21 protein-coding genes and 1 tRNA gene are annotated in these 25,503 nt (G+C 71.4%); 9 read left to right on the top strand and 13 right to left on the bottom strand.

Features of this window, described 5'->3' with window-relative positions; translation table 11 throughout:
* Positions 1-147 precede the first annotated feature (147 nt).
* The gene (locus ACZ4FV_RS07170; RefSeq protein ID WP_395867538.1) at positions 148-753 is read left to right on the top strand and encodes a DUF4291 domain-containing protein; all 606 of its coding nucleotides are present in this window, start codon (positions 148-150) and stop codon (positions 751-753) included.
* A 46-nt stretch (positions 754-799) separates the two neighbouring features.
* Here the strand turns inward: ACZ4FV_RS07170 and ACZ4FV_RS07175 are convergent, their stop codons facing one another.
* Positions 800-955: a hypothetical protein gene (locus ACZ4FV_RS07175; protein WP_395867540.1), complete on the bottom strand. Its 156-nt coding sequence runs from the start codon at positions 953-955 to the stop codon at positions 800-802.
* 291 nt (positions 956-1,246) lie between these two features.
* On the opposite strand from ACZ4FV_RS07175, the gene ACZ4FV_RS07180 reads away from it, so the two are divergent.
* On the top strand, positions 1,247-1,792 hold the full coding sequence (locus tag ACZ4FV_RS07180; RefSeq protein ID WP_395867542.1) for a nuclear transport factor 2 family protein: 546 nt from the start codon (positions 1,247-1,249) through the stop codon (positions 1,790-1,792).
* A gap of 601 nt (positions 1,793-2,393) precedes the next feature.
* Entirely contained in the window at positions 2,394-3,392 is a 999-nt protein-coding gene (locus ACZ4FV_RS07185) for a GlxA family transcriptional regulator (RefSeq protein ID WP_402234654.1), read from the top strand.
* Between the two features lie 138 nt (positions 3,393-3,530).
* On the opposite strand, the gene ACZ4FV_RS07190 is transcribed toward ACZ4FV_RS07185, so the two are convergent.
* On the bottom strand, positions 3,531-4,421 hold the full coding sequence (locus ACZ4FV_RS07190; RefSeq protein ID WP_395867546.1) for an MmgE/PrpD family protein: 891 nt from the start codon (positions 4,419-4,421) through the stop codon (positions 3,531-3,533).
* A gap of 143 nt (positions 4,422-4,564) precedes the next feature.
* Entirely contained in the window at positions 4,565-5,965 is a 1,401-nt protein-coding gene (locus tag ACZ4FV_RS07195) for a VWA domain-containing protein (protein ID WP_395867548.1), read from the bottom strand.
* Between the two features lie 137 nt (positions 5,966-6,102).
* Here ACZ4FV_RS07195 and ACZ4FV_RS07200 point away from each other — a divergent pair, with 137 nt between their 5' ends.
* The gene (locus ACZ4FV_RS07200; RefSeq protein WP_395867549.1) at positions 6,103-6,279 is read left to right on the top strand and encodes a hypothetical protein; all 177 of its coding nucleotides are present in this window, start codon (positions 6,103-6,105) and stop codon (positions 6,277-6,279) included.
* 305 nt (positions 6,280-6,584) lie between these two features.
* On the opposite strand, the gene ACZ4FV_RS07205 is transcribed toward ACZ4FV_RS07200, so the two are convergent.
* The 6 genes from ACZ4FV_RS07205 to ACZ4FV_RS07230 all read right to left on the bottom strand — a co-directional run bounded on the left by ACZ4FV_RS07205 (position 6,585) and on the right by ACZ4FV_RS07230 (position 14,391).
* Entirely contained in the window at positions 6,585-7,286 is a 702-nt protein-coding gene (locus ACZ4FV_RS07205) for a transglycosylase family protein (protein ID WP_395867551.1), read from the bottom strand.
* A gap of 1,083 nt (positions 7,287-8,369) precedes the next feature.
* On the bottom strand, positions 8,370-9,026 hold the full coding sequence (locus tag ACZ4FV_RS07210) for a response regulator (RefSeq protein WP_395867553.1): 657 nt from the start codon (positions 9,024-9,026) through the stop codon (positions 8,370-8,372).
* A gap of 5 nt (positions 9,027-9,031) precedes the next feature.
* Positions 9,032-10,216, bottom strand: coding sequence for a sensor histidine kinase (locus ACZ4FV_RS07215; protein WP_395867556.1), 1,185 nt, complete (start codon positions 10,214-10,216; stop codon positions 9,032-9,034).
* Between the two features lie 5 nt (positions 10,217-10,221).
* Entirely contained in the window at positions 10,222-12,441 is a 2,220-nt protein-coding gene (locus tag ACZ4FV_RS07220; RefSeq protein ID WP_402234661.1) for an MMPL family transporter, read from the bottom strand.
* Between the two features lie 204 nt (positions 12,442-12,645).
* Positions 12,646-12,734 (bottom strand) — tRNA-Ser (locus tag ACZ4FV_RS07225).
* Positions 12,735-12,837: 103 nt separating this feature from the next.
* The gene (locus ACZ4FV_RS07230; RefSeq protein ID WP_465322084.1) at positions 12,838-14,391 is read right to left on the bottom strand and encodes a S1C family serine protease; all 1,554 of its coding nucleotides are present in this window, start codon (positions 14,389-14,391) and stop codon (positions 12,838-12,840) included.
* A gap of 439 nt (positions 14,392-14,830) precedes the next feature.
* Between ACZ4FV_RS07230 and ACZ4FV_RS07235 the strand changes: the two genes are divergently transcribed.
* From ACZ4FV_RS07235 to ACZ4FV_RS07245, 3 genes are all read left to right on the top strand, one after another.
* Positions 14,831-15,658 (top strand): glycerophosphodiester phosphodiesterase, encoded by an 828-nt coding sequence (locus ACZ4FV_RS07235; protein ID WP_465322086.1) that lies wholly within the window; start codon positions 14,831-14,833, stop codon positions 15,656-15,658.
* A 202-nt stretch (positions 15,659-15,860) separates the two neighbouring features.
* Positions 15,861-16,334: an ATP-binding protein gene (locus ACZ4FV_RS07240; RefSeq protein WP_395867958.1), complete on the top strand. Its 474-nt coding sequence runs from the start codon at positions 15,861-15,863 to the stop codon at positions 16,332-16,334.
* Positions 16,335-16,595: 261 nt separating this feature from the next.
* Positions 16,596-17,567: a DUF5926 family protein gene (locus tag ACZ4FV_RS07245; RefSeq protein ID WP_395867564.1), complete on the top strand. Its 972-nt coding sequence runs from the start codon at positions 16,596-16,598 to the stop codon at positions 17,565-17,567.
* A gap of 66 nt (positions 17,568-17,633) precedes the next feature.
* Here ACZ4FV_RS07245 and ACZ4FV_RS07250 read toward each other — a convergent pair whose 3' ends face one another.
* Both ACZ4FV_RS07250 and ACZ4FV_RS07255 read right to left on the bottom strand, forming a co-directional pair.
* Positions 17,634-19,295: a sensor histidine kinase gene (locus tag ACZ4FV_RS07250; RefSeq protein WP_465322087.1), complete on the bottom strand. Its 1,662-nt coding sequence runs from the start codon at positions 19,293-19,295 to the stop codon at positions 17,634-17,636.
* A 49-nt stretch (positions 19,296-19,344) separates the two neighbouring features.
* Positions 19,345-20,088: a response regulator transcription factor gene (locus tag ACZ4FV_RS07255; RefSeq protein ID WP_395867568.1), complete on the bottom strand. Its 744-nt coding sequence runs from the start codon at positions 20,086-20,088 to the stop codon at positions 19,345-19,347.
* Between the two features lie 158 nt (positions 20,089-20,246).
* Between ACZ4FV_RS07255 and ACZ4FV_RS07260 the strand changes: the two genes are divergently transcribed.
* On the top strand, positions 20,247-22,475 hold the full coding sequence (locus ACZ4FV_RS07260; RefSeq protein WP_465322088.1) for an MMPL family transporter: 2,229 nt from the start codon (positions 20,247-20,249) through the stop codon (positions 22,473-22,475).
* A gap of 311 nt (positions 22,476-22,786) precedes the next feature.
* On the opposite strand, the gene ACZ4FV_RS07265 is transcribed toward ACZ4FV_RS07260, so the two are convergent.
* Both ACZ4FV_RS07265 and ACZ4FV_RS07270 read right to left on the bottom strand, forming a co-directional pair.
* Entirely contained in the window at positions 22,787-23,410 is a 624-nt protein-coding gene (locus tag ACZ4FV_RS07265) for a hypothetical protein (protein ID WP_465322089.1), read from the bottom strand.
* A gap of 180 nt (positions 23,411-23,590) precedes the next feature.
* The gene (locus ACZ4FV_RS07270; protein WP_395867574.1) at positions 23,591-24,337 is read right to left on the bottom strand and encodes a bifunctional DNA primase/polymerase; all 747 of its coding nucleotides are present in this window, start codon (positions 24,335-24,337) and stop codon (positions 23,591-23,593) included.
* A gap of 404 nt (positions 24,338-24,741) precedes the next feature.
* Here ACZ4FV_RS07270 and ACZ4FV_RS07275 point away from each other — a divergent pair, with 404 nt between their 5' ends.
* The gene (locus tag ACZ4FV_RS07275) at positions 24,742-25,503 is read left to right on the top strand and encodes a glycosyltransferase (protein WP_395867576.1); all 762 of its coding nucleotides are present in this window, start codon (positions 24,742-24,744) and stop codon (positions 25,501-25,503) included.

Raw genomic sequence — 25,503 nt, forward strand, 5'->3', positions numbered from 1 at the left:
CGGTGGGCCGGTGGGCCGGTGGGCCGGTGGGCCGGTGGGCCGGTGGGCCGGTGGGCCGGTGGGCCGGTGGGCCGGTGGGCCGGTGGGCCGGTGGGCCGGTGGGAAAACGATTGGTCGCGGGTCGGGTGGGGCGAACAGACTGCGGACATGGAAATACCGAACCGACAGATCCGCGCCGCGTACACCGACGACACCGTCACGGTGTACCAGGCGTACAAGCCGCAGATCGCCGACGCGGCCATCCGGGGGCAGCGGTTTCCGGACACCTGGAGTCGGGAGCGGATGACCTGGGTCAAGCCCAGTTTCACCTGGATGATGTACCGCAGCGGATGGGCGACCAAGCCCAAGCAGGAGCGGGTGCTGGCCCTGGAGATCAGCCGCGAGGGCTTCGAGGCCGCGCTCGCCGGGGCGTGCCTGAGCCACTACGACCACACCACCTATCCGGACCGGGACACGTGGGGTCGGCGGCTGCACGCGACCACGGTGCGAATCCAATGGGACCCCGAACGCGACCTGACCCTGCGGCCGTTGGCGCATCGTTCGTTGCAGCTCGGCCTGGCCGGGTGGGCGACGCGCGCCTACGCCGACGAGTGGACGCGCCGGATCACCGACGTGACCGCGCTCGCGCACCGGGTGCACGATCTGGTCCGCGCCGGTGACCTGGCCGCGGCCGCCGCGGCCGTGCCGGCCGAGCCGGTGTACCCGCTTCCGGACGCACTCGTCCCGGTGATCGGCGCCACCGCGCTCGACTGAGCCGCGCGCGACCGAGCGAGCCGCGCCCGACCGGGCGGTACCCGGCTCACTGCACGGTCGGCCCGCCGTCGATGCCGGCGATCCGTCCGGTCATGAAGCTGCCCGCGGCGGGGGTGATCTCGCCGACCGGTTGCGCCGGTTCGTTCGCGGCGTTGTCGAGCACGATGTCGATGCCGCCGAAGTGCGCGACGGTCGTGTCCACCAGCGCGCCAATCGATCGAGATCGCCGCAATGGGTGGCCACCGCGATCGCCCGGCCGCTCAGGTCGAACATCGCTTTGGCGTCCCGCACTTCGCCCGCGTCGCTCATCTGTCGCCACCTCGTCGTCCGGAACACGCACGCCGCACCGGGCGGAACCACCGGTGTGCCACTCGGGCGGATTCAGGTGTGCCACGCATGCGATTTGCATTGCACAGTCAATTACTTGTATTGCACAGTGAACTACTTCGATGCAAGGTGTCGGGAGACACAACGACCGGCGGAGGGTGGACACATGACCGGGCTCATCGACGCGCGACGCACGTGGGAACTCGCCGAGAAACGCCTGGCGGCGGAGAACGATCCGCGCCGGCAGGCGATCCTGACCACCCTGATTGCGCACATGCGCGCCGAGCACGAAGGCGACCTGGACGCCCTGATGGCCACCGTCTCGCCGCGGGCCGTCTACCACCAGTGGGGCGCTTCCCCGGTGGATCGCGCCCCCAAGAGTCACGCCGAGGTCCGCGAGTTCTATCGTGCCGTGGTCGACAACGACTGCGGCCGACTCGCGCACCACATCGACCGCCTGACGGTGGATCAGGACACCGTGGTAACCGAGGGCATCCTGCGGATCGCCTATCCGGGACGGATCCTGGCCGGAATGGGCCGGTCCGTGCCGGACGTCGACGCGTTCTACCTGTACGAAACGCAAATGGCGATCGTGTGGGGCTTCGACGCCGACGCGCTCGTGCTGTGCGAGGACAGCTACTCCACGGGTGACGGCTTCGCCGACATGCGCCGGCTGGAACCGGACGAGGTGCCGGCGCGCAAGGGCGTCTGACGGCGTGTCACCGGGGCGCGCCGGGGCCGGCCCGGCCCACCATGGGACACGTCTTGTCCACAGGAAGCTCCGACATCCCCCAAAAGTTTCCACAGGCTGTGGACAACTTATGCACACCTGCGTCGACACCCACCTCCGCTTGCGCACTCGTCATACGAGCACCCGCCATACGAGCACCCGTCTCGTGCACACCTCCGCCCCGACCGTGGTCCCGGCTCGGGGTACGCCCGCCGGGCGTGGCAGAAATCCATCCATGGTTGGCATTTCTGCCACTCACCTCGACCCCACGACAGCGACAAGGATCGAAGGCGAGCCGGAAGCCGCCACACACCTCGGCCCCGAGGACCTTCCCGGGGTGTGCGGTACGCCGATCCGGCCGCTCGATCCCATCGGTCACGGGGCGGATGGGCGCGAGTCGCACCAAGGATGCGCCCGGAGCCTGCCGCGGGAACGGACAGGACCCGGACGTCGCGGGACGGATCGGGAACGAGGAGCCGCTCGTCGCCCGAGCGCTCGCGCGGACCACGGCCCGGCCGGCCGATCCACCGGATCACCGGCCGGTCCGTGGTGGCATCCACGCCGGGCGGGTTAGGTTGCCGCCATGCGGCGCGTGGGGATTCTGCTGTTCGACCCGGTACGGGTGTTCGAATACGCGGTCGCCTTCGAGGTCTGGGGAGTCGATCGCACCGACCGGGGCGTCCCGGCCTTCGAGCTTCGGGTGTGCGGCCCGCAACGCGCCGGGGTGAATCTGGGGGCCGGCGTCTTCTGCATTCCCGACTACGACCTGGACGGCCTCGACGAGTGCGATCTCGTGATCGTCCCGGGCAACGAACACCGGGTCGTGCCGAGGCGCGACACCTTCCCCGACGACGTGCTGCGGGCCCTGCGGTCCGCGCACGAACGGGGCGCCACGATCGCCTCGTTGTGCTCGGGTGCCTTCGTGCTCGCCGCCGCCGGCCTGCTGGACGGACGGCGCGCGACGGCACACTGGCTGGACACCGACGACCTGGCCGACCAATACCCGGCCGTCACCGTGGACGCCAACGTCCTGTTCGTCGGCGACGGTTCGATCTGGACCTCGGCCGGCTCGGCGGCCGGCATCGACCTGTGCCTGCACCTGGTCCGCGTCGACCACGGCGCGACCGCCGCCATGGAGATCGCCCGCACGATGGTGACCGCGCCCTTCCGCTCGGGCGGCCAGGCCCAGTTCGTCAACAACCCGGTACCGGCCTCGCCCGCCGCCCCGGACGACGGCCTCGGTCGACTGCGCGGCCGGGTCCTGGACGACCTGCGCCACCCCTGGACCGTCGCCGAGTTGTCCGCCCTGGCCGGCATGTCCGAACGCAGCTTCGCCCGCCACTTCGCACGCAGCACGGGCACCTCGCCGCTGCGCTGGTTGTCCACCCAGCGGGTGCTGGCCGCGCAGCGCCTCCTGGAGATCGGCGACCTCTCGATCACCGCCATCGCCCGGCACTGCGGCTTCGGCTCCCCCCTGGCCCTGCGCCAACACTTCACCCGGCACGTCGGTGTCGCCCCGAGGGACTACCGCGCCGCCTTCCGCGGCGCCCCGGGCCGCGGGACACCGGGCACGGGCGCATAGCCGAGCAGCGGGCCGATCCCGCGTGGTCGACGCACGAACCGGATCGGCTCCGCCCGCTTCGTTCGACCGCCGTCGCCCGACGGCCGACCATCGCCCCGACGCCGGGCGGCTCGACCCGGTGGGCGGGTTCCGGCCGGCTCAGGTGCCCGCGGCCACCCGCACCGTCAGGGCCAGGATCGAGTCGAGGGACGGGGCGAAGGCGAGCGCGCGGATCTCGGCGACCAGGGCTCGGGCGTCGCGGCGGCTGCCGCCGAGACGTTCGCAGGTCTCCAGGTCGAACTGGTAGTCCGTGGTCTTCGCCGCCGGATGCGGCTCGCCGACCCACTCGCCCCCCAGCCCGCCGAGCACCCGTTCCGGTCGCAGCCGCCAGGCCCGACACAACTCGTCGATCCCGCCGACGGGGCCGTTCGCGCCGGACGCGGCCAGTCGCGCGGCGATGATCGCGTTGCCGGCCGCGATCCCGGTGGTGAGCCCGGGGGTGCCGCCGGTGCCGTTCGGCGCACCCGCGAACTCCCCCGCGATGCCCACCGCGTCCCGGACTCGGCACCGGTCCAGCGTCATCAGCCGGGCCGCCGCGAGCGCCGCGCCGAGCACCCCGACCGAGCGCGAACCGTCCGGCGCGGCCAACCGGCAGGCCATCTCGTGCCCGGCGATCACCGCGAGCAACACCTCGTCGCCGCGCGCCTTGACCTCCTGGCCGACCGCCATGGCCACCGGCAGCACCACGGCCATCACCCCACCCGCGCCATCGGGTTCGGGCCGTGCCGCGCCGATCAGCATGCCGTTCGCGAGCGCGGCGGCGGGCGCCGCGAGCCGGCCCGCGGCGTGCCCGATGAGTTCCGCCTCCGGTGGGCCGCCGATCCCGACGGCGACGTGTACGGCGGGGTCCACCAGGCCCACGCGCGCCGCGCCGACCCCGGCCGCGATCGCGGTCAGGATCCGCCGACCGGCCGCCCGTCGTACCGGCACCGGGACATGACGCATCGTCAGTTCCGTCGCCCATTCGGCGAATTCACCCGACACCGGCATAAAAACCCTCCCCGTACCTCGTCTGCACGACGGCGTGGTGCCAAAGGACGGCGCAATGTCCCATTGTGACCGTCCCGGTGACGTCGCGTCAGCCCCCAATCACTCGGGCGCACGGGTGGTGGTCGGAGCGTGCGGGCGTCGGATCAGCGCACGATGCCGGCCGCCCGGGCGGCGGTCAGCCACTGCGGGAACTCGGTCAGGATCCGCTCGTACAGCTCGACGTCGGAGATCCGGTCGATGTCGTCCACCTGGAAGAAGCCGGCGTTGTCCACGAGCCGACCGGGCATGGTGTCGATCCGCTCCAGGATCCCGTAGTTCGAGCGGCCCAGTCCGACGAACTGCCAGAAGATCGGCAGCCCCGCCGCGTCGGTCAGCAGGCGCTGGATCTGCTTGCTGCGGTTGACCCCGCCGTCCGAGTAGAACAGCACCAGCACCGGCGCACCCGGCTCGCGGCGGTAGCGCGCGATGATGTCCTCGATCACCGCCGGTTCGTTGTTGCCGCCGAACACGCCGGACAGGTGGTCGGGCGAGCGCTGTGCCCCGTTCGGCAGCGGGGGCGACTGCGGCCGGTTGTTGCGGCCGTCGATGTACACGTTGTCGGCGATCCAGCGCGGCAGTTCCGGGATCCGGACCGGGTCCAGCGGCGCGAACTCGTCGGCGAAGATCCACGCGTCCAACTCGCCGTCGTCGTCGAGCCGGGCCGCGATCGGCGCCATGCGCTCGACCAGGCGCCCCACCGCGCCGTTTCCGTACAGCTCGCGCATCGACCCGGAGCGGTCCAGCACGATCGCCACCCGGGCCCGCACGTCACGCAGGCCCTTCTTCTCCAGGGTGATCCGCACCGCCTCCTTGCGCAGCGAGATGCGCGCGCCCACCTCCGGCGGCAGCCCGGCCAGTTGCGGGTCGTCCGCGGGCGCGGGCAGGCGCATGGTCGGTTCGTCGCTGTACGGCGGCGGCGCCCACCCGGGCGTCGCACCCACCGGCGCGGCCGGCAACGTCCCGGCGGGCAGCCCGTCGCCGACGCTCCCCTCGTCCTCCTCGCCGACGTCCACGCCGTAGTCGCTCGCGAGTCCGGCCAGCCCGGTGTCGTAACCCTGGCCGATCGCCCGCAACTTCCACGCGCCCTGGCGCCGGTACAACTCGCCCAGCACCAGCACCGTCTCGCCGCCGCCGGCCTGCACCGGGAAGGTCGCGACGGTGCCGCCCGCGCCGTCCAGCACGGCCAGCGCGAGCCCGCCCACCCCGGCGAACGTGCCCTCGTGCACGGAGGCGGCCACCACCACACGATCCACGTCGGCGGGCAGCGCGGGCACATCCACCGCGACCGCCTCGCCGCCCGCGGTCGGGCCGAGGTGGCGTACCGCGCCGGCGGCCCCGGCCGGCTGGTTGTAGAACACGAAGTCCTCGTCCGAGCGCACCTTGCCGTCCGATCCGAGCAGGAGCGCCGAGGCGTCCGCGATCGGCGCGTCCGCCGCGCGGCGGATCACCAGGGTCAACGGGCCCGCGGGAACCGGGACATTGGCCCCGGCGATCAGAGTCGTCATGGTCGTCAGTGTGGACCGGATCGAGGCCCTGCCGCAGGAATGTGGGCACCGGCCGGAAGGCGGACGTGATCGGCATCACGGGTGATGAGGCGTCACATCGTGAATGATCGCCCCCATCCGGTGGGAACCAAGCGGTTATGGGCAACAACGGTCATCATCCGGGCGGCAATCGCGCGGACCCCGGCGAGTGGAGCGAGGCCGAGCACGAGCGTGCCCGACTGCTGGTCGAGCGCGCGGCGTCGATCGCCCGCCGCCTGGAGTCGCTGTGCGCCGCCGAGGCGGCCTCGACGCAGCGCGGCCCGGGCCGCACCTGACGGTGCCTCCCGGGCCGGTCGAGGGGCCCGTGGGACCCCCGCGCGACGTCCCGTCCCCTCCACGGCACGTCGTGGTACTGCCGTCACCGAAGTGAGAAAACCTGACAGAACGGCCGAAGGCGACCGCATCTCCCGGTGTTCGCACAGGAGATACGGTCGCCCCCGACCGTCTTCGCACAGCTCGCCCCGCGCACCACGTGCGCACAGCGTGTTCTTCGCACCGCTCACTCGACCGCCGTGCACCGCGTCGCGGGCACCACACGGCGTACGCCGAACGTTCGGGACCGAGGCGGTCCCGGGAGGTTCTAGCGCAGGACCAACTGCTGGCCCGGGAGGATCAGGTCGGGGTTGCTGCCGACCACACCCTGGTTCTTCGCGTACAGCGCCTGCCAGCCGCCGCCCACGTTGTTCGCCGCGGCGATCGCGCTGAGGGTGTCACCGGTCTTGACGACGTAGGCGCCCTCGGTCGAGGTGGTCGGCGCGGTCTCGGCGACCGGAGCCGCGGCCGGCTTGCTCGCCGGAGCGGCCTTCTTCGGCGTCTCGCTCTGCGGCGCGACGACGACCTTCTTCGGGGTGCTCTTGGGGGTGGTGCTCTTCGGGGTCGACTCCTTCTTCGGGGTCGACTTCTTCGGGGTGGTGCTGCCGGCGTCCGGGCTGCCGCCACCGCGGGTCAGTCCGGCCTTGACCGAGCACACCGGCCAGGCACCCGGGCCCTGGGTCTTGAGCACGTTCTCGGCGACCCGGATCTGCTCGGCCTTCGAGGCGTTCTGCGGGCTGCCGGTACCGCCGTTGGCGCGCCACGTGCTCTGCGTGAACTGCAGGCCGCCGTAGTAGCCGTTGCCGGTGTTGATGGACCAGTTGCCGCCGCTCTCGCACTGGGCGACCTTGTCCCACGTGGAAGTGGTGGCAGCGCCGGCCGAGGTCGCGGTCGCGAGCCCGACGAGCGGGGTGGCGGCGACGACGCCGACAATGGTCGCGGTGCGCAGGCGGCGCTGGGTACGACCCATGCCGCGGTGCGTGTTGGTGCGACCGAAAGCGTTGCGGAGAGACATACATTCCTCTCGGAATTCCCCTGGGGCGGATGGACCGGCGCGATCCTTGCGGATCACCCCCGCCCGGAACCGAACGGTCACGTCCAAGACGTGATGTCCGATGCCGCAACCCCGCGGCCCTCCCAGACCGCGAGTTCCGCCATGCCGTGCCGGCGAGAACCCAGGAGGTGCGATTTGCACATCGCCAGGACCATAAACAGGTTATCCGGCGCTTATCAACCCGCTCGGGTATTTACGCAGGTCAGGATAGGTATTAGAAATGCCCGTCGGACCCCTTCGAGCCGCCTTCCGGGCCCGATCGGCGTTTACCGGCCGGCAAACCTGGGAACCTTTTGCCCCTTTTGACCCACGCTTCTATACGCTACGCGATCGGTCCGTGACACACTGTCGAAACATCACCGGATGCGATCGCATGATCACGCAGGCCGGCGCCCTGGGAGCGGCATTTCGGGTGAGTCTTAAATACCTTTATGTCCGGCTTACACGTGCAGCGTGAGCGTCATCACAATTCCGGCGTCGGTAGCCTGTGGACACACCGGGTATAACCGGCCGGCCACTGCCCCGGACGACCGCGCCGGCCTGCATGTATTCACGCTGCGAGAGCACTCCGCCACCGGCCGGAAAAGTATGCCGAATGCGATCCGCACCACATCCGGATCTGTGACCCGCGCCACTTTCACCCGCGCGTGGCGCTATTTTCGCCCCTTTCGAGGGACTCCACCGCGGAACGCGATCCTCCGGAAGCCGGAGCTTCGGGAAAGCGGGCCGATATCACGATGCGTGGCGGCGGGAAAGCGGATTCCGTGCGCCGAAAGTCGCGCCCGGCGTACCCCTATATATAGGAGTGCTCTTCCGGGGTCGAGCGCGCCCCGGTACGGACGAATGCGCACCCCGGCGCGGGCCGAGACCCACCCGGGGTCGCCGGGGGGTGCGAGGTGCACCCGGACACCCCCGGGGCGGGCCGAGGCGGGTGCGACCGGTTCGGGCCCACGTTTCGTGCGTCGACCGGTTCCACCCGCGCTTCGTGCGTCGACCGGTTCAACCGCGCGATTCGTGCTTCGACCGGGGCAACAACCCGCTTTCGATGGCGATGACCACCGCGTGCGTGCGGTCGCTGACGTCGAGCTTCGCGAAGACCCGCAACAGGTGTGTCTTCACGGTCGCCTCGGCGATCACGAGTCGCTTGCCGATGTCCGCGTTGGAGAGGCCGTCGGCCACCGCGTCGAGCACCTGCACCTCGCGCGAGGTCAGCACCACCGGGGCGGGCCGGCGCATCCGGGCCACCAGCCGCTCCGCGACCCTGGGGGCCAGTACGGTCTGGCCCCGAGCCGCCGAGCGGATGGCCTCGACGAGTTGTTCGCGAGTGGTGTCCTTGAGCAGGTAGCCGATCGCACCGGCCTCGACCGCGCGCTCGATCTCGGCGTCGGTGTCGTACGTGGTCAGGATCAACACCCGGGTCCGGACCGGAAGGCCGACGATCCGGGTGGTGGCGGCCACCCCGTCCAGCACCGGCATCCGCAGGTCGATCAGCGCCACGTCGGGTTCCAACCGCTCGACCAGTTCGACGGCGGCGAGGCCGTCACCCGCCTCGCCGACGATCTCGATGGTGGGCTCCGCGGCCAGCAGGGCGACCACCCCGGCCCGCATCACCGAGTGGTCGTCGACCACGATGACCCGCAGCGTGTCCTGTGTCATGTCCTTCACTCCTGACCGTCGGTGGGAATCATCGCCAGGATCCGGGTGCCGTCGCCGACGGAACTGGTGACGGTGAACTCGCCGCCGAGTTCGGCCAGTCGTTTGCGCATGCCGTCGAGCCCGAAACCGCGGGCGTCCCCGACCACGAACCCCCGCCCGTCGTCGGTGATCTCCAACTCGATGCCGTGCGGATGCCGGGCGAGCACCACGCCGACCGCGGCGGCCTCCGCGTGCTTGCGTACGTTGGCCAGCGACTCCTGGGTGCAGCGCAGCAGCGCGATCCGGGTCGGCTGGTCGCACTCGACGTCGGGCAGGTCCGCGTCCACGGTGATCCCGGTGTCCTCGACGAAGCGGTCCAGTGTGCGGCGCAGGGCTCCGGCGACCGAGCCGGGGACGACGCCGCTCTGCGGGGCGGAGCCGACCAGTACCCGGGCCTCGGCGAGGTTCTCCCGAGCGGTGTGCTCGATGGAGAGCAGTTGCCTGCCGCTGGTCGCGGGATCGCTGGCGATGCCGGAACGGGCCGCCTCCGCCAGCACGATGATCGACGCGAAGCCCTGGGCGAGGGTGTCGTGGATCTCCCGGGCCAGCCGCTCCCGCTCCTCCGCGGCGCCCCGACGCTGGTTGGCCTCGGCCAACCGGAGCTGGGCGCTCTCCAGTTCGCTGCCCAGGACGCGGACCCGCTCACCGCTCTGCTCGACGAGGCGGTGCACCGACAACCCCAGCGGCACGCTCACCGTGTAGGCGATCAGGGTGGCGACGGTGTTGCCGGTGAGCAGGTCCGGACTCCAACCCTGCGGCGCCACCCCGCCGATCACGGTGGCGACCGCGGCGAGGCCGCCGTACGTGATGGCGGGCCTGGGGTCCCGAGTGAGGAACCAGAAGAGCGGGAGGGTCGCGACGTACACCGAGGCACCGCCGTCGCGCGGGTAGGCCATCGCGCCCAGCCCGATGATCAGCACCCACACGAAGGTGTGCGGTCGCAGCACCCGGTTGCCGGGGAACACCCGCGTGATCAGGTAGGCCAGGCCGAGCACGACCGGCAGCCCCACCGACCAGTACCGGGTCGCGCCGGCATCGTCCGTGCCGGCGACGGCCATCGGAGCCAGTCCCAGCAGCACCCAGAAGAGGATGTACCACCGGTGCAGGGTCCACATCCGGAACGGGTCGGTGAGCTGCGGCCGTTCGGACATACCGATCAGCCTACTTTTTCGGTCGTGCGAGCGTCGGCGGCGGGGGCTTGCTCCCGGGTCCGACGCGTCCCGATCGACGGCCACCAGGTCTTCTCCCCCAGCAGCAACATCGTCGCCGGCAGGATCATGATCCGGATCACGAACGCGTCCAGGAGCACGGCCACCGCAAGGCTGAAGCCGAACTGCTTCATCTCGATCAGATGCAGACCGATGAAGCTGGCGAACACGGTCACCATCACGAACGCCGCGCTGGTCACCACGCCGGCCGAGCTGCCGATCCCGTCGAGCACCGCCTGCCGGGTCGACACCCCACGCAGCGCGGCCTCCCGGATCCGGCTGATCACGAACACCTGGTAGTCCATCGACAGCCCGAACAGGATCACGAACAGGAATAGCGGTACGCGAGAGCCGATCGATCCGGTGGAATCGAAGTCGAGCAGCCCCTCCGCCCAGGTGCCCTGGAAGGTCAGCACGAGCAGCCCGAGCGCGGCGCCGGCCGAGAGCAGGTTCAACACCACGCCGACCAGGCCCAGGACCACCGACCGGAACGCGAACACGGTGATCACGAAGGTGACCAGGAGCAGCGTCACCACGATCAGCGGCAACTTGCCCTTTTGATGTTCGGGATAGTCCGCGTAGCGGGCGACGTCACCGGTCACCGCGACGTCGACGCCGGACAGCCTGCCCACGGTGGCCGGCACGTACTCGTCGCGTACCCGATCGAGCGAGTCCTGCGCGGTGGCGGCGCTGACGAAATGCGGCACTCGCAGTTCCAGCATGGTGATCCGGCGGTCGGGCGACGTGCGCAGCTCGGTGACCCGGGAGAGCGACGGGTCGGCCTGGGCCCGCTGTTCCAACTCGCGCAGCGCGCCGGCCACCTCGTCGGCGCGGCCGGCCTCGGCCCGAACCACGACCTGGTGCATCGACTTCAGTTCCGGGAACGCCTGGTTCTGCCGGTGCCAGGTCTCCATCGCCGGGAGGTCGCGGGAGTAGGTCTCCCGGCCGATGTCGGTCAGCTTGAGGTCCGCGAGCGGAGCGGTCATGGCCAGCATGGCCAGCACGGCGACGGCGAGCGTGGCGCCGGGGCGCCGGCTGGTGACCCGCAGCATGGCCGAGGTGATCCGGCCGGCTCCGGTGGTACGCGGCGGCTTGGCCGCCACGACCTCGCCGCGTCGGCTCGCCCGCTCGGCCCGACGGGCCGCCCGGCGCTCGGCCCGGGCACCGAGCTTGACCAGCAGCGCGGGCAACACGGTCAGCGAACCGAGCACCGCGACCAGGCTGACCACGATCGCACCGGTGGCGATCGAGGAGAAGATCACGTCGTCCGCGAGGAACAGCGTCGCACTGGAGGCGGCGACCGCGAGCCCGGACACCACGACGGCGTGTCCTGAGGTGGCCGCGGCCAGCTCCACCAGGGCCCGCGAGTCGAGCCGGCCGTCGGACCGGGCCCGCTCCTCGCGTTCGCGCTTGAGGTAGAAGAGCGCGTAGTCGACGCCGACCGCCAACCCGATCAGCAGGATGACGTTGGTACCGACGCCGGCGTCCGGGAACACGTGCGACACGAGCATCGACAACCCGATGGACGCCGCGATCGAGGACAGCGCGAGCAGCAGCGGCACGGTGGCCATCGCCGCCGACCGGAACACGATCAGCAGGGTGATCAAGGTGATCGGCAGCGCGATCAGTTCGGTACGCGAGAGGTCCTCGCCGCGTTGGCCCTGGACGTCCTTGCTGATCGAGGGGCCGCCGGTCTCCGCGATCAGCAGCCCGGGATGGCCGGCCCGTACCTTCGCGGTCTGCGCCAGCAGCGGGTCGACGTGCTCCTTGCCCTCGAGCTCGGCGCCCTTCATGGTGACGTCGACCCGGACCGCCGTACCGTCCGCCGAGCGCACCGGCGCGGCCACGGACAACACTTCGGGCAGCGCCCGCATCCGGCCGACGACCTCGCGGGCCGCGGCGTCGGCGGCGCCCGGGTCCAACTGTTGCGCCCCGGGCTTCGCGGTGATCAACACCCGCTCCGTCGGCTTCTGTTGCAGGCCGCCCTCGGTGGCCAGCGCCTCGCCGCGCCCGGCCTCGCCGACCCGGAAGTCGTCGGCCGTGGCCGCGTTGGTCCCGACACCGATCCCGGCTCCGAGGCACAGCGCGACGAAGAGGAACCAGCCGGCTATCGCCCGCCAAGGATGTCCGGCGCTCCACCGCGCCATGCGAACAGGAAGTTTCGTCATGCCCGAAATCCTGGTCTCGGCGCCCATATCCCGGACAGGCTCGACCGATGGAACTCGTCGTCCACCGATCGGTGGACAAGGGCGACGGGGAGCAGCGATCACGACCGCTCCACGAACACCACGACACACAGGTGGGCGGCGGCACCCGATTCCCTCCGGGTACCGCCGCCCACCTGTGTTCTCGTGTGTCCGCGTTGCTTCCTGCGGAGGACGTGGGATTCGAACCCACGAGCAGAGTCACCCCTGCTAGCAGTTTTCAAGACTGCCGCCATCGGCCACTAGGCGAGTCCTCCAGCGTCGCGACCGGGATCGGGCGCGGGCGGGATCAGTCTCTCATGAGCGATGGTGTCGATCACTGGGGATTCGGGGCGGGGGTGTTCGGGCCCGGGGTGGCGGTCAGTTGTCGCCGACGCGCTGGCCCAGGGTGACCTCGGTGGTGGCTTCCTTGCCGTCGCGCTGGTAGGTGACCTTCACCTTGTCGCCCGGGCGGTGGCTCCAGATCTCGCTGAAGAGGTCCTCGTAGGAGCCGATCGCCCGGTTGTTCAGCCTGGTGATCACGTCGCCGGCCTTCAGGCCCGCCTTCGCCGCCGGGCCGTTCGCGGTGACCGGGTCCTGGCCGTTGGTGTTCTGCGCCACGATCTGCGCGCCGGTCCCGGTGTAGCGCGAGTCGGGCAGGATGCCCATCTGCGCGTAGACCGGCTTGTTGCCCTGGATCAGGGTGTCCGCGACCCACCTGGCCTGGTTGATCGGGATCGCGAAGCCCAGGCCGATGCTGCCGGATTCCTGCTGCTGGCCGAACGGCGACTGGCCGCCGCCACCGGTCGAGCGGATCGCCGAGTTGATCCCGATCACCTCGCCGGCCGCGTTCAGGAGCGGACCGCCGGAGTTGCCGGGGTTGATCGCCGCGTCGGTCTGGATCGCGTTCATGTAGGAGACCTTTTGCTGGTCGCCGGAGGCGACCGGACGGTCCTTGGCGCTCACGATGCCCGTGGTCACCGTGTTGGAGAGGGTGAACGGTGCGCCGATCGCGATCACCGGGTCGCCGACCGCGACCTTGTCGTTGTCGCCGAGCGGCAGCGGCTGCACGCTGGCCGGCATGTCGTCGACCTTGATCACCGCGAGGTCGTAGCCCTCGGCGCGGCCGACGATCTTGGCCGGCTTGGTGGTGCCGTCGGAGAAGGTCACGCTCAATTCGCCACCGGCGGCGGCGAGCGAGACCACGTGGTTGTTGGTGAGGATGTGGCCCTGCTTGTCGTACACGAAGCCGGCGCCGGTGCCGGTCTCGGTGCCCTGACCGGACGCGCTGCCCTTGGTCTTGATCGTCACCGTGCTGGGAACGGCCTGCTTGGCGATCCCCGCCACGCTCGTGGGCGAGCGGTTCAGCGAGGCCGGGTCCACCGGGGAGGAGGACGGGCTGACGCCGGCCGTGGCCGGCTTGTCGTCGCGGTCCACGATCCACGCGCCCACCCCGCCGCCGACACCACCGGCGAGCAGCGCGGCCACCACGGCCGCGACCAGGATCCCGGACGGGCGACGCTTGGGCTTGGGCGGTGCGCCGAAGCCGGGGTAGTCCGGGTAACCGGGGTAGGCACCGGTGGTCCCGAACGGCGGAACGCCCGCGCCGGCCCCACCACCCGCACCGGCCGTGGACGCGCCGGCCGCGAACGCGGCGGGCACCTCGGCCGACGGCTCGCCCACCGGCGGCAGCGGAGCGGTCGGCGACACCGGCGCGGCGTGCGACTGACCCACGGTGGGCGCCTCGACCGGCTTGGCCGGCACCTCGGACCGAAACTCCGGCTCGGCCGCCGCTTCGGAACGGAACGCCGGCTCGGCCGGCCCGGACCCGATCACCGGCTCCGCTGGCAGTGGTGTGGCGGGAGACGATCCGTTGCCCTCCCCTGGCACCGGTGAACCGACTTCGCCGCCGGTCACGTCGCGGTCGTCGCTCACGGTCTTCCTCCCACACACTTCGGAATCGTTGATGTCCACAGACTCCCCGACGCCCTGTCTGAACACCGTAAGCGCCGGGCGTCCCGACCGCCCGCCCCCCTTATCCCGGGGTTATCCGCGCAGGTCGAACCCCCTGAACCGGGGTGCAAATCCCGGAAGAATCACCGAAGATCGACCCGATCCGGCGCCGTCGGGTCAATGCGCGCCCCGGTTCGCGCCCCGATCGGCGGCCCCATCGGCGCCGTATCGACCGCTTCCGGTGAGCGCTCCGGGAGCATCCGAGGGCCCACCCCACCGGCCCTCCGCCGGACCTGCCGACCATTCCGCCGGCGCCCCGCCGGCACCCCGGCGGCAATCCCGACAACGACCCGCCGCCGGACACCGACGCCGGACACCCGGCCGTCACCCTGTGCTCACCTCGGGATGGCACGATTGTCCCGTGTCCACCACCGGGGCGCGCCCACTGCGCGCCAACGTGCAGGTCGTCGCCCATCGAGGCGCGTCCGACACCGTCCCCGAGCACACGCTCGCGGCCTATCTCCAGGCCATCGAGGACGGCGCCGACGCACTCGAATGCGATGTCCGATTGACCGCCGACGGCCATCTGGTCTGCGTCCACGACCGCAAGGTCGACCGCACCTCCAACGGCAGCGGGATCGTCTCGACGCTGGAGCTCGCGGACCTGTCCGCGCTCGACTTCGGCTCCTGGAAGGAATCCGGCGTCGAACGCGAACGCCCGGAGGAGCCGGAGGCCCCCGACTGGGACCGCCGGTCGGTACTCACCCTGGAGCGCCTGCTCGAACTGGTCGTGGACGCGCCGCGCACCGTGCGCCTGGCGATCGAGACCAAACACCCCACCCGCTACGCGGGCCTGGTCGAGCGCCGCCTGGTCGACCTGCTGGAGCGGTTCGCGCTGACCCGCCCGACCGCCGAGGGCCCGTCACTGATCCGGGTGATGAGCTTCTCCCAACTGTCCCTGCGCCGGATGCGGCTGATGGCGCCGGAGTTGCCCACGGTGTTCCTGATGGAGCACGTCCCGCTGTTGTTCCGCGACGGTACGTTGCCCCGCGACGTGCGCATCGCCGGCCCCAGCATCGACATCGTGCGGGCCCATCCGCGCTACGTCGCCCGCCTGCACCGGGCCGGCCACCGGGTGCACGTGTGGACCGTGGACGCTCCCGAGGACGTCGAGCTGTGCCTGCGGCTCGGCGTGGACGCCATCATCACGAATCGGCCACGACAGGTACTGGCCCAAGTGTCCGATTGAACCCCATAAGGGGGCGTACGCTGGTAGCCTTTCGAGCCGTTATATCCGTCTTGACAGGATCGCATACCCCTATACGCCCCTGGGCGAGTCGGAGCGCGCGTCGCCCCGCCGTTTCCCGTCCGTCGGCATCGGGCATCTCAAGCCCGACGCGCGAGAGATGCGCTCGCGACAGGCGTGTGCACTAAGGAGGCCGGGGGTGGCAATGGTCGTGGCCCGTGGGGTGCCCGATTCCGCGGCGGTGTTGGTACCGCACGCTCCGATCGGTGTGTCCGCGGCTCGGCACCGCCTGGCCACCGACCTCGGCGAACGCGGCATCGCCGGGGACGTCGTGGACGACGCGGTGCTGATCCTGTCCGAATTGTTGAGCAACGCGCTACGGCATGCCCGCGCGCTGCCGTCCGGCAACGTCCGCGCGGCCTGGTGGGTGCGTCCCGACGGGCTGCTCGCCATGGAGGTCACCGATGGCGGCAGTTCGACCCGCCCCCGGCAGGCCAGCCCGTCGCTGAGCGCGCACGGCGGCCGAGGCCTGTCCATCATCGGCACCCTGGCGGCCGACTGGGGCGTGCGTGGCACCCCGGACGAGGTCACCGTGTGGGCACTGGTCCCGATCAAGTCGCGCACCGGCGACCGACTGTGGGACGAGTTCGACCTGGACGCGGTGGACCCACTCGACTGAATCCGGCCGCGCCGACCCCCGCGGCGTACGCACGGCGAGTTCACCCGTGCGGCCGAGCCCGGGCCACCGAGCCCGCACCACCGAGCCCGCACCACCGAGCCGGTACGTCGACCGACGCGGGCCGACCCGCGCACCCATCGCGTCAGCCACGCGTTCGCCCACCCGTTCGAGCGGCTACCCGTGCTCGCGGAACTCAGTACCCTCGGACCTGGTGAGTCGTCGACCACCATCCCCCCGACACCGAGGCGGAGAGACCGCAGCATGGGCAAGAAGGCCGCGCTGAAGGGCCACACCGGCAACAAGACCCAGACCGCAGCCGCCACGGGATCCGTCCCGGTCGTCGGCGGTCGCGAACCGTGCCCGTGCAACTCGGGCCGCCGGTACAAGGCATGTCACGGACGTGAGGCGTCCTCCGCCGCCGAGACGCTCGTGCTGCGTCCGTTCCAGGGGCTGCCGAACGAATGCGACTGGATCGCGCTGCGCGAGTTGGTCCCGGCCGCGACCGCGCGGCTGACCCTGACCGGCGAGCACGCCGACCAGGTCGTCACGCTCGCGACCGTGCTGCCGATGGCCTGGCCCGCGCTGCGGCGCGCCGACGGCGCGATCCTGGTCGGTCTGCAGACCCACACCAGCTCGGGTGACGTCAGCCGGGACCTCGCGCACGCCCTGGAGCGCGCGCTCGCGCAGGAGGACGGCACCTCGGTCACCCCCGGCCCGCTGCCCGAGTCCGGCGACCGGCTGCAGGACCTGCTCGACCTGTCCAAGCCGCTGGAGATCACCGTCCACCAGGGCTTCGACTTCTGGGTGGACGACCCGGCCGCGATGAACGCCGAGGTGAGCGCGTCGCTGGAGCGGGCGAACGCGGCGGCCATGCCGACCGTACGGCTGACCTCGGTGGACGCCGCCTACTGGTGCGGCACCACCGAGAAGAACCACCTGCGCTGGGTGATGCCGTACGCGGAGGAGGAGCTGCTCGACGCGATCGCGCGGCTGCACGCGGCCGGCGAGTCGAGCCTGGGCGAGGGCACCCGCTTCGTCGGTTCGTTCCGCGCGCACGGGCTGCTCGTCCCGGTGTGGGACCTGCCGACCGCGATGAGCGCCGAGGACGTGGAGAAGCCGGCCCGCGAATTCGGTGAGCGGCTCGCCGCCGCGATGGCGGACACCAGTCCGTTGACGCCGCGTCAGCGCAGCGCCCGCAACGGTCTGCTGAACCGCCAGATCACGCTGAACTAGTCGGACCCCGCGGGCACCCGGGTCGGCCGCACCCGCGGCCGACCCGGTCGGTCGACCGGACCGCGTTCAGCGCGAATCCGACGTCGGGGCCACCAGCGACGGCGGTCGCGGGCCGAAGTCCTCATCCGTCCCCTCGTCCGCCCCGCCCTCCCGCCGCCGCGCGTCGGCATCCGCGGCCGGCAGTTCGACGACGACGGACAGCCCCGCCCCCGGTGCGGTCTCCACCCGCACACTGCCCCGGTTCGCGGCCACCCCCGCCCACACGATGGCCATGCCGAGCCCGCTCCCGGTGTCCGAACCGGTCCCCCGGTCGATGCCACTCGCCGTGCCGTTCCCGCCGCGCTCGCGCGCGGCCCGGAAGAACCGGTCGAAGATGCGCTCGGCATCCCGCGGACGCATGCCCGGCCCCTCGTCGCGCACGCACAACACGACCCGCCGCTCCCCGTCCTCGGCCGTGGCCTCGGACATCGACACCGACACCGACACGTGCACATCCGCGGACGTCGGCGTGTGCGCACGCACATTGGTCAGCAGATTGCCGACGATCTGACTCAGCGTCGCCTCGTCGGCCAGCACCACACAGGTCTCCGGCAGATCCGTGTGCACCCGCCGGGTCGCCTGCTGCGCGCGCAGGTCGGCGATCGCGCCACGCACCACGCACACCAGGTCGATCGGGCGCGGCCGCAACTGCGGGCGCTGGTCCAGCCGGGCCAGCGCCAGCAACTCGTCGACCAGCCGGTCCATCCGCTCGGCCTCGACCCCCATGCGGTTCAGCGCCCGGGTGCGCTCGTCCTCCGAGGCCAGCATCCCCTTTTCGTACAACTGCAGATAGCCGCGAATCGCCGCCAACGGTGTACGCAGCTCGTGCGACGCGTCGGCCACGAACCGCTTAAGGTGCGTCGCCGCGTGTTCGCGGATCTCGAACGCCGACTCGACCTGCTGCAACATCGCGTTCAACGCGGTACGCAGTTGCTCGACCTCGCTGAACGACCGATGGCGCGGCGCCACGCGCGCGGACAGGTCGGGTCGGTCCGGACCGCCCTCGGCGATGCCCGACGCCGTCTCGACCATGTCCTCCAACGGCCGCAGCCGCCACCGGGCGACGAAGTAGATGGACCCGCCCAACAGCACCAACAGGGCGCCGCCGACCAGCAGTTCGAAATGCACGACCTGGTCGACCACACCATCGAGGTCCTCGGTCGAGCGGGCGAGGAGGATGTAGTGACCGTCGGCCAGGCGTGCCGTGACGACCCGGTAGGACTCCCCGCCGAGGGAGACGGCGCGCGGCTGTTCGTGCGCCGTCATGCCGCGTGGATCCCGGACCACCGCCGCCAAGGCGCGCTGCAGGGCGTTCGGCGTCTGGTCGGCGACCGGCAGGGCGGTGCCCCGCTCGTCGACCATCACGAAGACTTTGCCGTGCAGGCCGACCGACATCAGCACATCGCGCAGGCCCGCGGTCGGGCCCGGTTCGGACAACTGCGCGCGGGTGAGGCCGGCCCGCTCGATGCCGGTCCGGCCCGTGGTCAGGTCGTCGTCGACGCCGGACTCCAGATAGTGCCGAACCCCCATCATGCTGAACCAGATCAGCAGCGCCAGCCCGATCGCGAGCACCGCGATGCTGCTCAGCGCCAGCGTCGCGCGCATGGCCACGATGTGCGGACGCTTGCGCTCGCACGCCTTCCCGCGCCGGCGCAGTCGTCCGCCCGCCCGCCCCGTCAACCCGCCCACGTCGACCCGCCCACGTCGCTCCGCCCCTCGCTCCCGCCGATCCCGCCCGTCACGCCCCGTAGTCCGCCGGCCGGAGCCCGTACCCCATGCCCCGTCGCGTCGTGATCAGCGGCGGCCCGTCCGGCACCAGCGGGTCGAGCTTGCGACGCAGATAGCTGATGTACGTCTCGACCACCGTGGACTCCACGACGTGCTCGTACTTCCACACCTCGCGCAGCAGTTGCTCCTTCGGCACGATCCGGTCGCCGTGCCGGATCAGGTGGCGCAGGAGCGCGAACTCGGTCGGGGTCAGCTCCACGCCGCGTCCGCCCCGGCGCGCGGTGTACGTCGCCTCGTCCAACTCCAGGTCGCCGTGCCGCAGTACGGGCGGACGCGCGATCGGCGGCGCGCTCGCGTCCGGCGCCGGCCGGGTACGTCGCAACACCGCGCGCGTGCGCGCGACCAACTCGTCCACATTGAACGGCTTGGTGATGTAGTCGTCGCCGCCGAGGGTGAGCCCCTTGACGACGTCCGCGGGCGCGTCGCGGGCGGTGAGGAACACGACCGCGATCTCCGGCCGTTCGGCGCGCAATATGCGGCACACCTGGCGTCCGTCGCCGTCCGGGAGCGAGATGTCCAGCAGCACGACGTCGGGCCGCACGCTGCGCGCGGCGGCGAGGGCGGCGTGCACACCGTCCGCCGTGGCCACCTCGAAGCCGTGGAACCGCAGGGTGATGGCGAGGACGTCGGTGATGCTCGGCTCGTCCTCGACGATCAGGACCGTGGCGCCCGCGCGCGGCTGACTGCTGCTCATGTCCCCAGTATCCGGCGGAAGTTTGCGGAACTGCGGGGGACTGCTTGTGAGCTTCCTGTGAGTGCGCCGGCCGGCCGCCGCACCGCCTCGGCCGCCGCCGAGTCTGGCCTCGGAACGCACGACCGGGCCGCGTGGCCCGCACGAGGAAGGGAACGGCTATGGCGGCTTGGGCGCGATGGTGTCTCGATCACCGGTGGGCGGTGGTCCTGCTGTGGGTGGCCGCGCTGTTCGGAACCGTCGCGGCGAGCGTGACGGCGGGCAGTGCGTACTCCAACGTGTTCAAGATCCCCGGGACCGAGTCGTCGACCGCGTACGAGCGCCTGCAGAAGGCCTTCCCCGACGCGGCCGGCGATGTGGACAACGTCGTGTGGCAGACCGAGCGCGGCACCGTGCACGATCCGGCGGTACGCGACCGGATGACCGCGCTGCTCGCCGACATCGCGCGCATGCCCGACGTCGGTCGTGTGGTCGGCCCGTACGATCCGGACGGCGCCGAGCAGGTCGGCGCCGACGGCCGGATCGCGTTCGCGCAGGTGACCTTCGTCAAGCAGCAGTTCGAGCTGGACACCGAGAATCTCAAGCACCTGATCGAGCGCGCCGAGCAGGCCCGCGCCCCCGGACTGCGCGTCGAACTCGGCGGTCCCGCGATCGAGGCCGCCCAGGAGCCTCCGGCCGGGCTGGCCGAGGCGGTGGGCATCGTCGCGGCGGGCATCATCCTCTTCCTCGCCTTCGGATCGTTGTTCGCCATGTTGCTCCCGCTGGTCAGCGGGGTGTTCGCGGTCGGCACCGGGATCTCCACGGTCGTCCTGCTCAGCCACGTCACCGACATCCCGGAGACCGCGACGCTGCTGGGCAGCCTGATCGGGCTGGGTGTGGGCATCGACTACGCCCTGTTCATCGTGACGCGACACCGCAACGGCCTCAAGGCGGGCCTGTCCCCCAAGGAGGCGGCGGTACGGGCACTGGACACCTCCGGGCGGGCCGTGGTGTTCGCGGGCGGCACGGTGTGCGTCGCGCTGCTCGCGCTGTTCACCGTCGACATCACCCTGTTCGACGGAATCGCGATCAGCACCACGCTCGTCGTGGTGCTCAGCGTGCTCGCGTCCGCCACCCTGCTGCCCGCGCTGCTCGGGCTGCTCGGCCTGCGCGCGCTCAGCCGCCGCGAACGCCGGGCCTTGGCCGCGACTTCCGCCGCCGACGCCCCGCGCGACGCGGAGGCCGGGCGCGCCGCGCTGCGCTGGGCGAGCCTGGTGCAACGCCGGCCCCGACTCCTCGGCCTCGTCGCGCTGGTCGTCATGGCGGCGCTGTCGGTGCCCGCGCTCTCGCTCCGCCTGGGCACCAACGACCAAGGAAACCAGCCGACTTCGCAGACCGTGCGGCAGGCGTACGACCTGCTCGCCAAGGGTTTCGGCCCCGGCTTCAACGGCCCGCTGCTGATGGTCGCCGAGCTCGACGGTGCGCGGGACCGGCAGGCGTTGGACACCCTGATCACCGAGATACGCCGTACCCCCGGTGTCGTGCGCGTCATCGAGGCCCCGGTGCCCGCCGACGCCCGCGGCCTCGCCGCCGATACCCGGGTCGTACAGGTCGTGCCCGCGACGTCCCCGCAGGCCGAGGCGACCGACAAGCTGATCGACACGTTGCGCGACAAGACCGTCCCCGCCGCCGCGAAGGGCAGCACGCTCAAGGTCCACATCGGCGGCGAGACCGCGCTGCAGAAGGACTTCGCGGCCGTGGTCGGCGACCGCATGCCGAGCTTCATCGCCCTGATCGTGGGGCTGGGCGCCCTGCTCATGCTGGTCGCGTTCCGCAGCCTGCTGGTGCCGCTGACCGCCGCGCTGATGAACCTGATCGCCGCGTGCGCGTCGTTCGGCCTGCTGGTCGCGATCTTCCAGTGGGGCTGGGGCATGGATCTGCTGGGGCTCGGCAAGGAGGGGCCGATCATCTCCTTCCTGCCGGTGATCATGCTGCCGCTGCTGTTCGGGCTGTCGATGGACTACCAGGTCTTCCTGGTCAGCCGCATGCACGAGGAATGGCTGCACACCGGCGACAACGCCCGTGCGGTACGCGTGGGCCAGGCCGGGACCGGACGGGTGATCAACTCGGCCGCGCTCATCATGATCTTCGTGTTCGGCTCGTTCATCCTCAGCGGCGACCGCGGCGGCATGATGGCCGGCCTCGGCCTGGCGGGCGCGGTCGCGCTGGACGCGTTCATCCTGCGCATGCTGCTCGTGCCCGCCCTGATGCACGTCCTGGGCCGGGCCAACTGGTGGCTGCCCGCGTGGCTCGACAAGGTGCTGCCGCACCTGGCGGTGGACCCGCCCGACCGACCCGCCGGCGGCACCGCCGAGGGCACCGCGGAGAAGGTGCTGACGCCCAGCCGATAGGGAACGGGGCGGGGTCGATCCGCCCGGTCGCCGACGTACACCGAGGACGACAAAAATCGCCCGCACGCCCGACAACGGGCGTGCGGGATCGGTCGCGATCGGTCGATGAACGGCCCCGGATTGGAGATCGGCCGGCTTGTTGTTACCTTTGAGACAGCTCGGTCGCTGATGCATCCCCCGTCTTCAGCGGCCGGGCCTCTCACTTTTCCGGGGTCTTTTCCCGATTTTGTCCCGAGGGCTTTTTTCACCACCGAGCATCGAATTGTCCGTATGCGTCGATCGCCGGACGCGGCGGCTTTCCCGGGCCGAAGTCAGCGCTGCGTGGTGGCCGATCCCGAACGGAGCAGCTTGGTCGAGCCGTCCTTGGAAGCCAGTTCGGCGACTGCGGACCAGCCCTGGACGTCCTTGGGCACACGCACGCGCGGACTGTCGCAGCGACCCTCGGTGTCCTTGGGTTCGACGGTGCAGGTCACCCGCAGCGTGTTGCCGCCCGGCTGGAGAACGCTCATCACCAGCAACAGCGGGTCGGGCGTGGGGTTTCGGTAGTAGACCCGCCCCCATGCCTCCGAGCCGTCGCGCTCGACGCAGGTCTGCGCGCGCACCCCCTGGGGGCCGTCGACCGCCTTGCCGCACACGCTTTCCGTGCCCACGACCGGCAAAGTACCGGCCGTGGCCGAGGACTTCGCGGTGGGCTTGCCACCGATCAACTCCAGCAGCCCGGCCGAACCGGCCCGATCACGATCGCCGACACCATTGCCGAACTCGGCCGCCTTGGCGGCGCTCGGGCGGGTGGTCGGCCCCGAGTCGGCGGTGTGGCGGCCCTTGTCCGGGCCCGCCGAGTCCGCGGAGGCGGCGGCGAGCGGGACGATCAGGCACAGACCCACGACCGCGCCCAGAGCCACCGTGCGGACGTGACCCGTGCGTGGGCGCTGCATGGTGTCTCCTAGCGCGCAAAGCCCCCCTCCACACGCTCCCCAACGATGGGGATCCGGGTGCGGAACGGGGCCGGAATGATCGGCGCGCCGAGCCTATCGCGCCGCCACGACGTGCAGCGATCACCACATGTTGCGGTTACGCCACAACGATCACCGCATCGCGTGACGGCGCGCTTTCGATCAGGCTCTGGGCCCGGCGTGTTGGCAGGTGTCCACGAGCGTGCGGACCAGGTCGGCCACGGCCGGCAACCATGGTCCACCGGCCGTCGGATCCCCGGAGGGAGCCGGTGGCCGGGCCCAGCGCAACAGGCCGCCCTGCACTCGGGACGGCGGCAGCGCGAGGTAGCCGCCGTCGCCGTGAAAGCGCAGGGTGGAAGGCACCGTGCCGTACCGATCGAGGCCGTATCGGTCCAGCAACTCACCCAGTTCGCCCAACTCGTATGGCTCAACCAGGAACGCGTAGCGGCCCGGCGCGGCGACGACCGGACCGGTACGCACACCGAGCCGGGCGAGTTGGTCGAGCGAGCGGGCACCGGCTTCCGACGGCACACTCAACGCCGCCACCCGCCCACCCGTCGCCAGGATCACCGACGCGTCCGGGGTCTGCTGCCACCACCAGCGCGCCATGCGCTCGTCACATGTGGCCGCGAGCAGGGGAGGTTCACCCGGATGGGCGCCCGGCACGCGACAATCGGTCGCACCACAACGACACACGCCCGACCAGCGGTCGTATCCGACGCCGGGAACCACGGGCCAGCGCCATCTCGCACACGTCAGCACGGCCGACATCAATGCGGTGCGTTCCCTCCGTCGTCTTCCGAGGATCTCGCGCAGCATGCGCTCGTTCCTTTCCGTGAACGTGGAAGCACTATGCGTGATACTCAGGTACTCCGCAGCCGACCACGAGGAGGCCGCTTGGCGGCACATGGCGCGAGGTGGCGCAGGGGTGGCGAATTACGGCGCCCGGTACGGGTGTTGCCCTCGCGGATCGGGCCTCGGGCGGGAGATGGGGGCTCCCGAGCGGACCGTTGTGCCATCCATTGCTGCGGTTTGCGCTGCGGTTGGGTCTGTTGGTCTCTGCCTGGCCCGGCACCGCGTCCGATGCGACGCCGCGCCTATTCCAGCACTCCTCACCGAGGACGACGAACGGCCGGCCCTCGGAGGTTCCGCAGATATCACGAGACCGCGATCACAGGGTCCTGGAGCATACCCGCGATGTGGCTCTCTTCCGTTGTACCCCCATCGCCCGTGACCTTCACGCCGCCGCGCCGCGGCGTTGGGCAGGACGGGTGGAACCGGCCGGCATTCGGGTCGGCTCGTAGGATCACGCCATGGCGGAGCACACGACCGGCACACCGACCGGCGACACGGCCGTGGTGATCCCGGCATACGACGAGGCACAGCGAATCTCGGCCACGGTCGAGGCAGCACGATCGATCGGCGGCGTGGACCTCGTGGTGGTGGTGGACGACGGTTCCACCGACGACACCGGTACGGCGGCGCGCGCCGCGGGCGCCGTGCTCGCCCGGCACGGGCGCAATCGCGGCAAGGCCGCGGCGATGGAGACCGGGGCGGCCGTGGTCGCCGCGATCGACGTGCGCGAGGGCCGGGAGCAGCCGCGTCACCTGCTGTTTCTGGACGCCGACCTAGAGCGTACGGCCGCCGCCGCGGCACCGCTGATCGCCCCGGTCCGGGCCGGCGCGGCGGCGATGACCATCGCGGTGTTGCCGCCGCAACTGCGGGCCGGCGGCGGGCGCGGGTTCGTCGTCCGGGCCGCCCGGGACGGGATCGCCCGGGCCTGCGGGTTCACCGCGACCCAGCCGCTTTCCGGCCAGCGCTGCCTGACCCGCGAGGCGTTCGAGGCGGCGCTGCCGCTCGCGGCCGGCTTCGGCGTCGAGACCGGACTGACCATCGACCTGGTCCGCGAGGGGTTCGCGGTCGAGGAGGTCGAGGTCGAACTGCACCACCGGGTGACCGGAACCGACTTCGCCGCGCAGCGCCATCGCGCCCGGCAGTACGCGCACGTGGCCCGGGCGTTGGCCGAGCGCGGCGCGGCCGGGGCGTTGCCGGGGGCGATCCGCGGTCGTGGCTGA

The organism is Embleya sp. NPDC025285, from assembly GCF_055558835.1.

Bases quoted from the DNA above. Each gene is read 5' to 3' on its own strand.
- ACZ4FV_RS07170 (WP_395867538.1), top strand. From the start codon at position 148: ATGGAAATACCGAACCGACAGATCCGCGCCGCGTACACCGACGACACC.
- ACZ4FV_RS07180 (WP_395867542.1), top strand. From the start codon at position 1,247: ATGACCGGGCTCATCGACGCGCGACGCACGTGGGAACTCGCCGAGAAA.
- ACZ4FV_RS07185 (WP_402234654.1), top strand. From the start codon at position 2,394: ATGCGGCGCGTGGGGATTCTGCTGTTCGACCCGGTACGGGTGTTCGAA.
- ACZ4FV_RS07190 (WP_395867546.1), bottom strand. From the start codon at position 4,421: ATGCCGGTGTCGGGTGAATTCGCCGAATGGGCGACGGAACTGACGATG.
- ACZ4FV_RS07195 (WP_395867548.1), bottom strand. From the start codon at position 5,965: ATGACGACTCTGATCGCCGGGGCCAATGTCCCGGTTCCCGCGGGCCCG.
- ACZ4FV_RS07200 (WP_395867549.1), top strand. From the start codon at position 6,103: ATGGGCAACAACGGTCATCATCCGGGCGGCAATCGCGCGGACCCCGGC.
- ACZ4FV_RS07205 (WP_395867551.1), bottom strand. From the start codon at position 7,286: ATGGGTCGTACCCAGCGCCGCCTGCGCACCGCGACCATTGTCGGCGTC.
- ACZ4FV_RS07210 (WP_395867553.1), bottom strand. From the start codon at position 9,026: ATGACACAGGACACGCTGCGGGTCATCGTGGTCGACGACCACTCGGTG.
- ACZ4FV_RS07215 (WP_395867556.1), bottom strand. From the start codon at position 10,216: ATGTCCGAACGGCCGCAGCTCACCGACCCGTTCCGGATGTGGACCCTG.
- ACZ4FV_RS07220 (WP_402234661.1), bottom strand. From the start codon at position 12,441: ATGACGAAACTTCCTGTTCGCATGGCGCGGTGGAGCGCCGGACATCCT.
- ACZ4FV_RS07240 (WP_395867958.1), top strand. From the start codon at position 15,861: ATGGTCGTGGCCCGTGGGGTGCCCGATTCCGCGGCGGTGTTGGTACCG.
- ACZ4FV_RS07245 (WP_395867564.1), top strand. From the start codon at position 16,596: ATGGGCAAGAAGGCCGCGCTGAAGGGCCACACCGGCAACAAGACCCAG.
- ACZ4FV_RS07255 (WP_395867568.1), bottom strand. From the start codon at position 20,088: ATGAGCAGCAGTCAGCCGCGCGCGGGCGCCACGGTCCTGATCGTCGAG.
- ACZ4FV_RS07260 (WP_465322088.1), top strand. From the start codon at position 20,247: ATGGCGGCTTGGGCGCGATGGTGTCTCGATCACCGGTGGGCGGTGGTC.
- ACZ4FV_RS07265 (WP_465322089.1), bottom strand. From the start codon at position 23,410: ATGCAGCGCCCACGCACGGGTCACGTCCGCACGGTGGCTCTGGGCGCG.
- ACZ4FV_RS07270 (WP_395867574.1), bottom strand. From the start codon at position 24,337: ATGTGCCGCCAAGCGGCCTCCTCGTGGTCGGCTGCGGAGTACCTGAGT.
- ACZ4FV_RS07275 (WP_395867576.1), top strand. From the start codon at position 24,742: ATGGCGGAGCACACGACCGGCACACCGACCGGCGACACGGCCGTGGTG.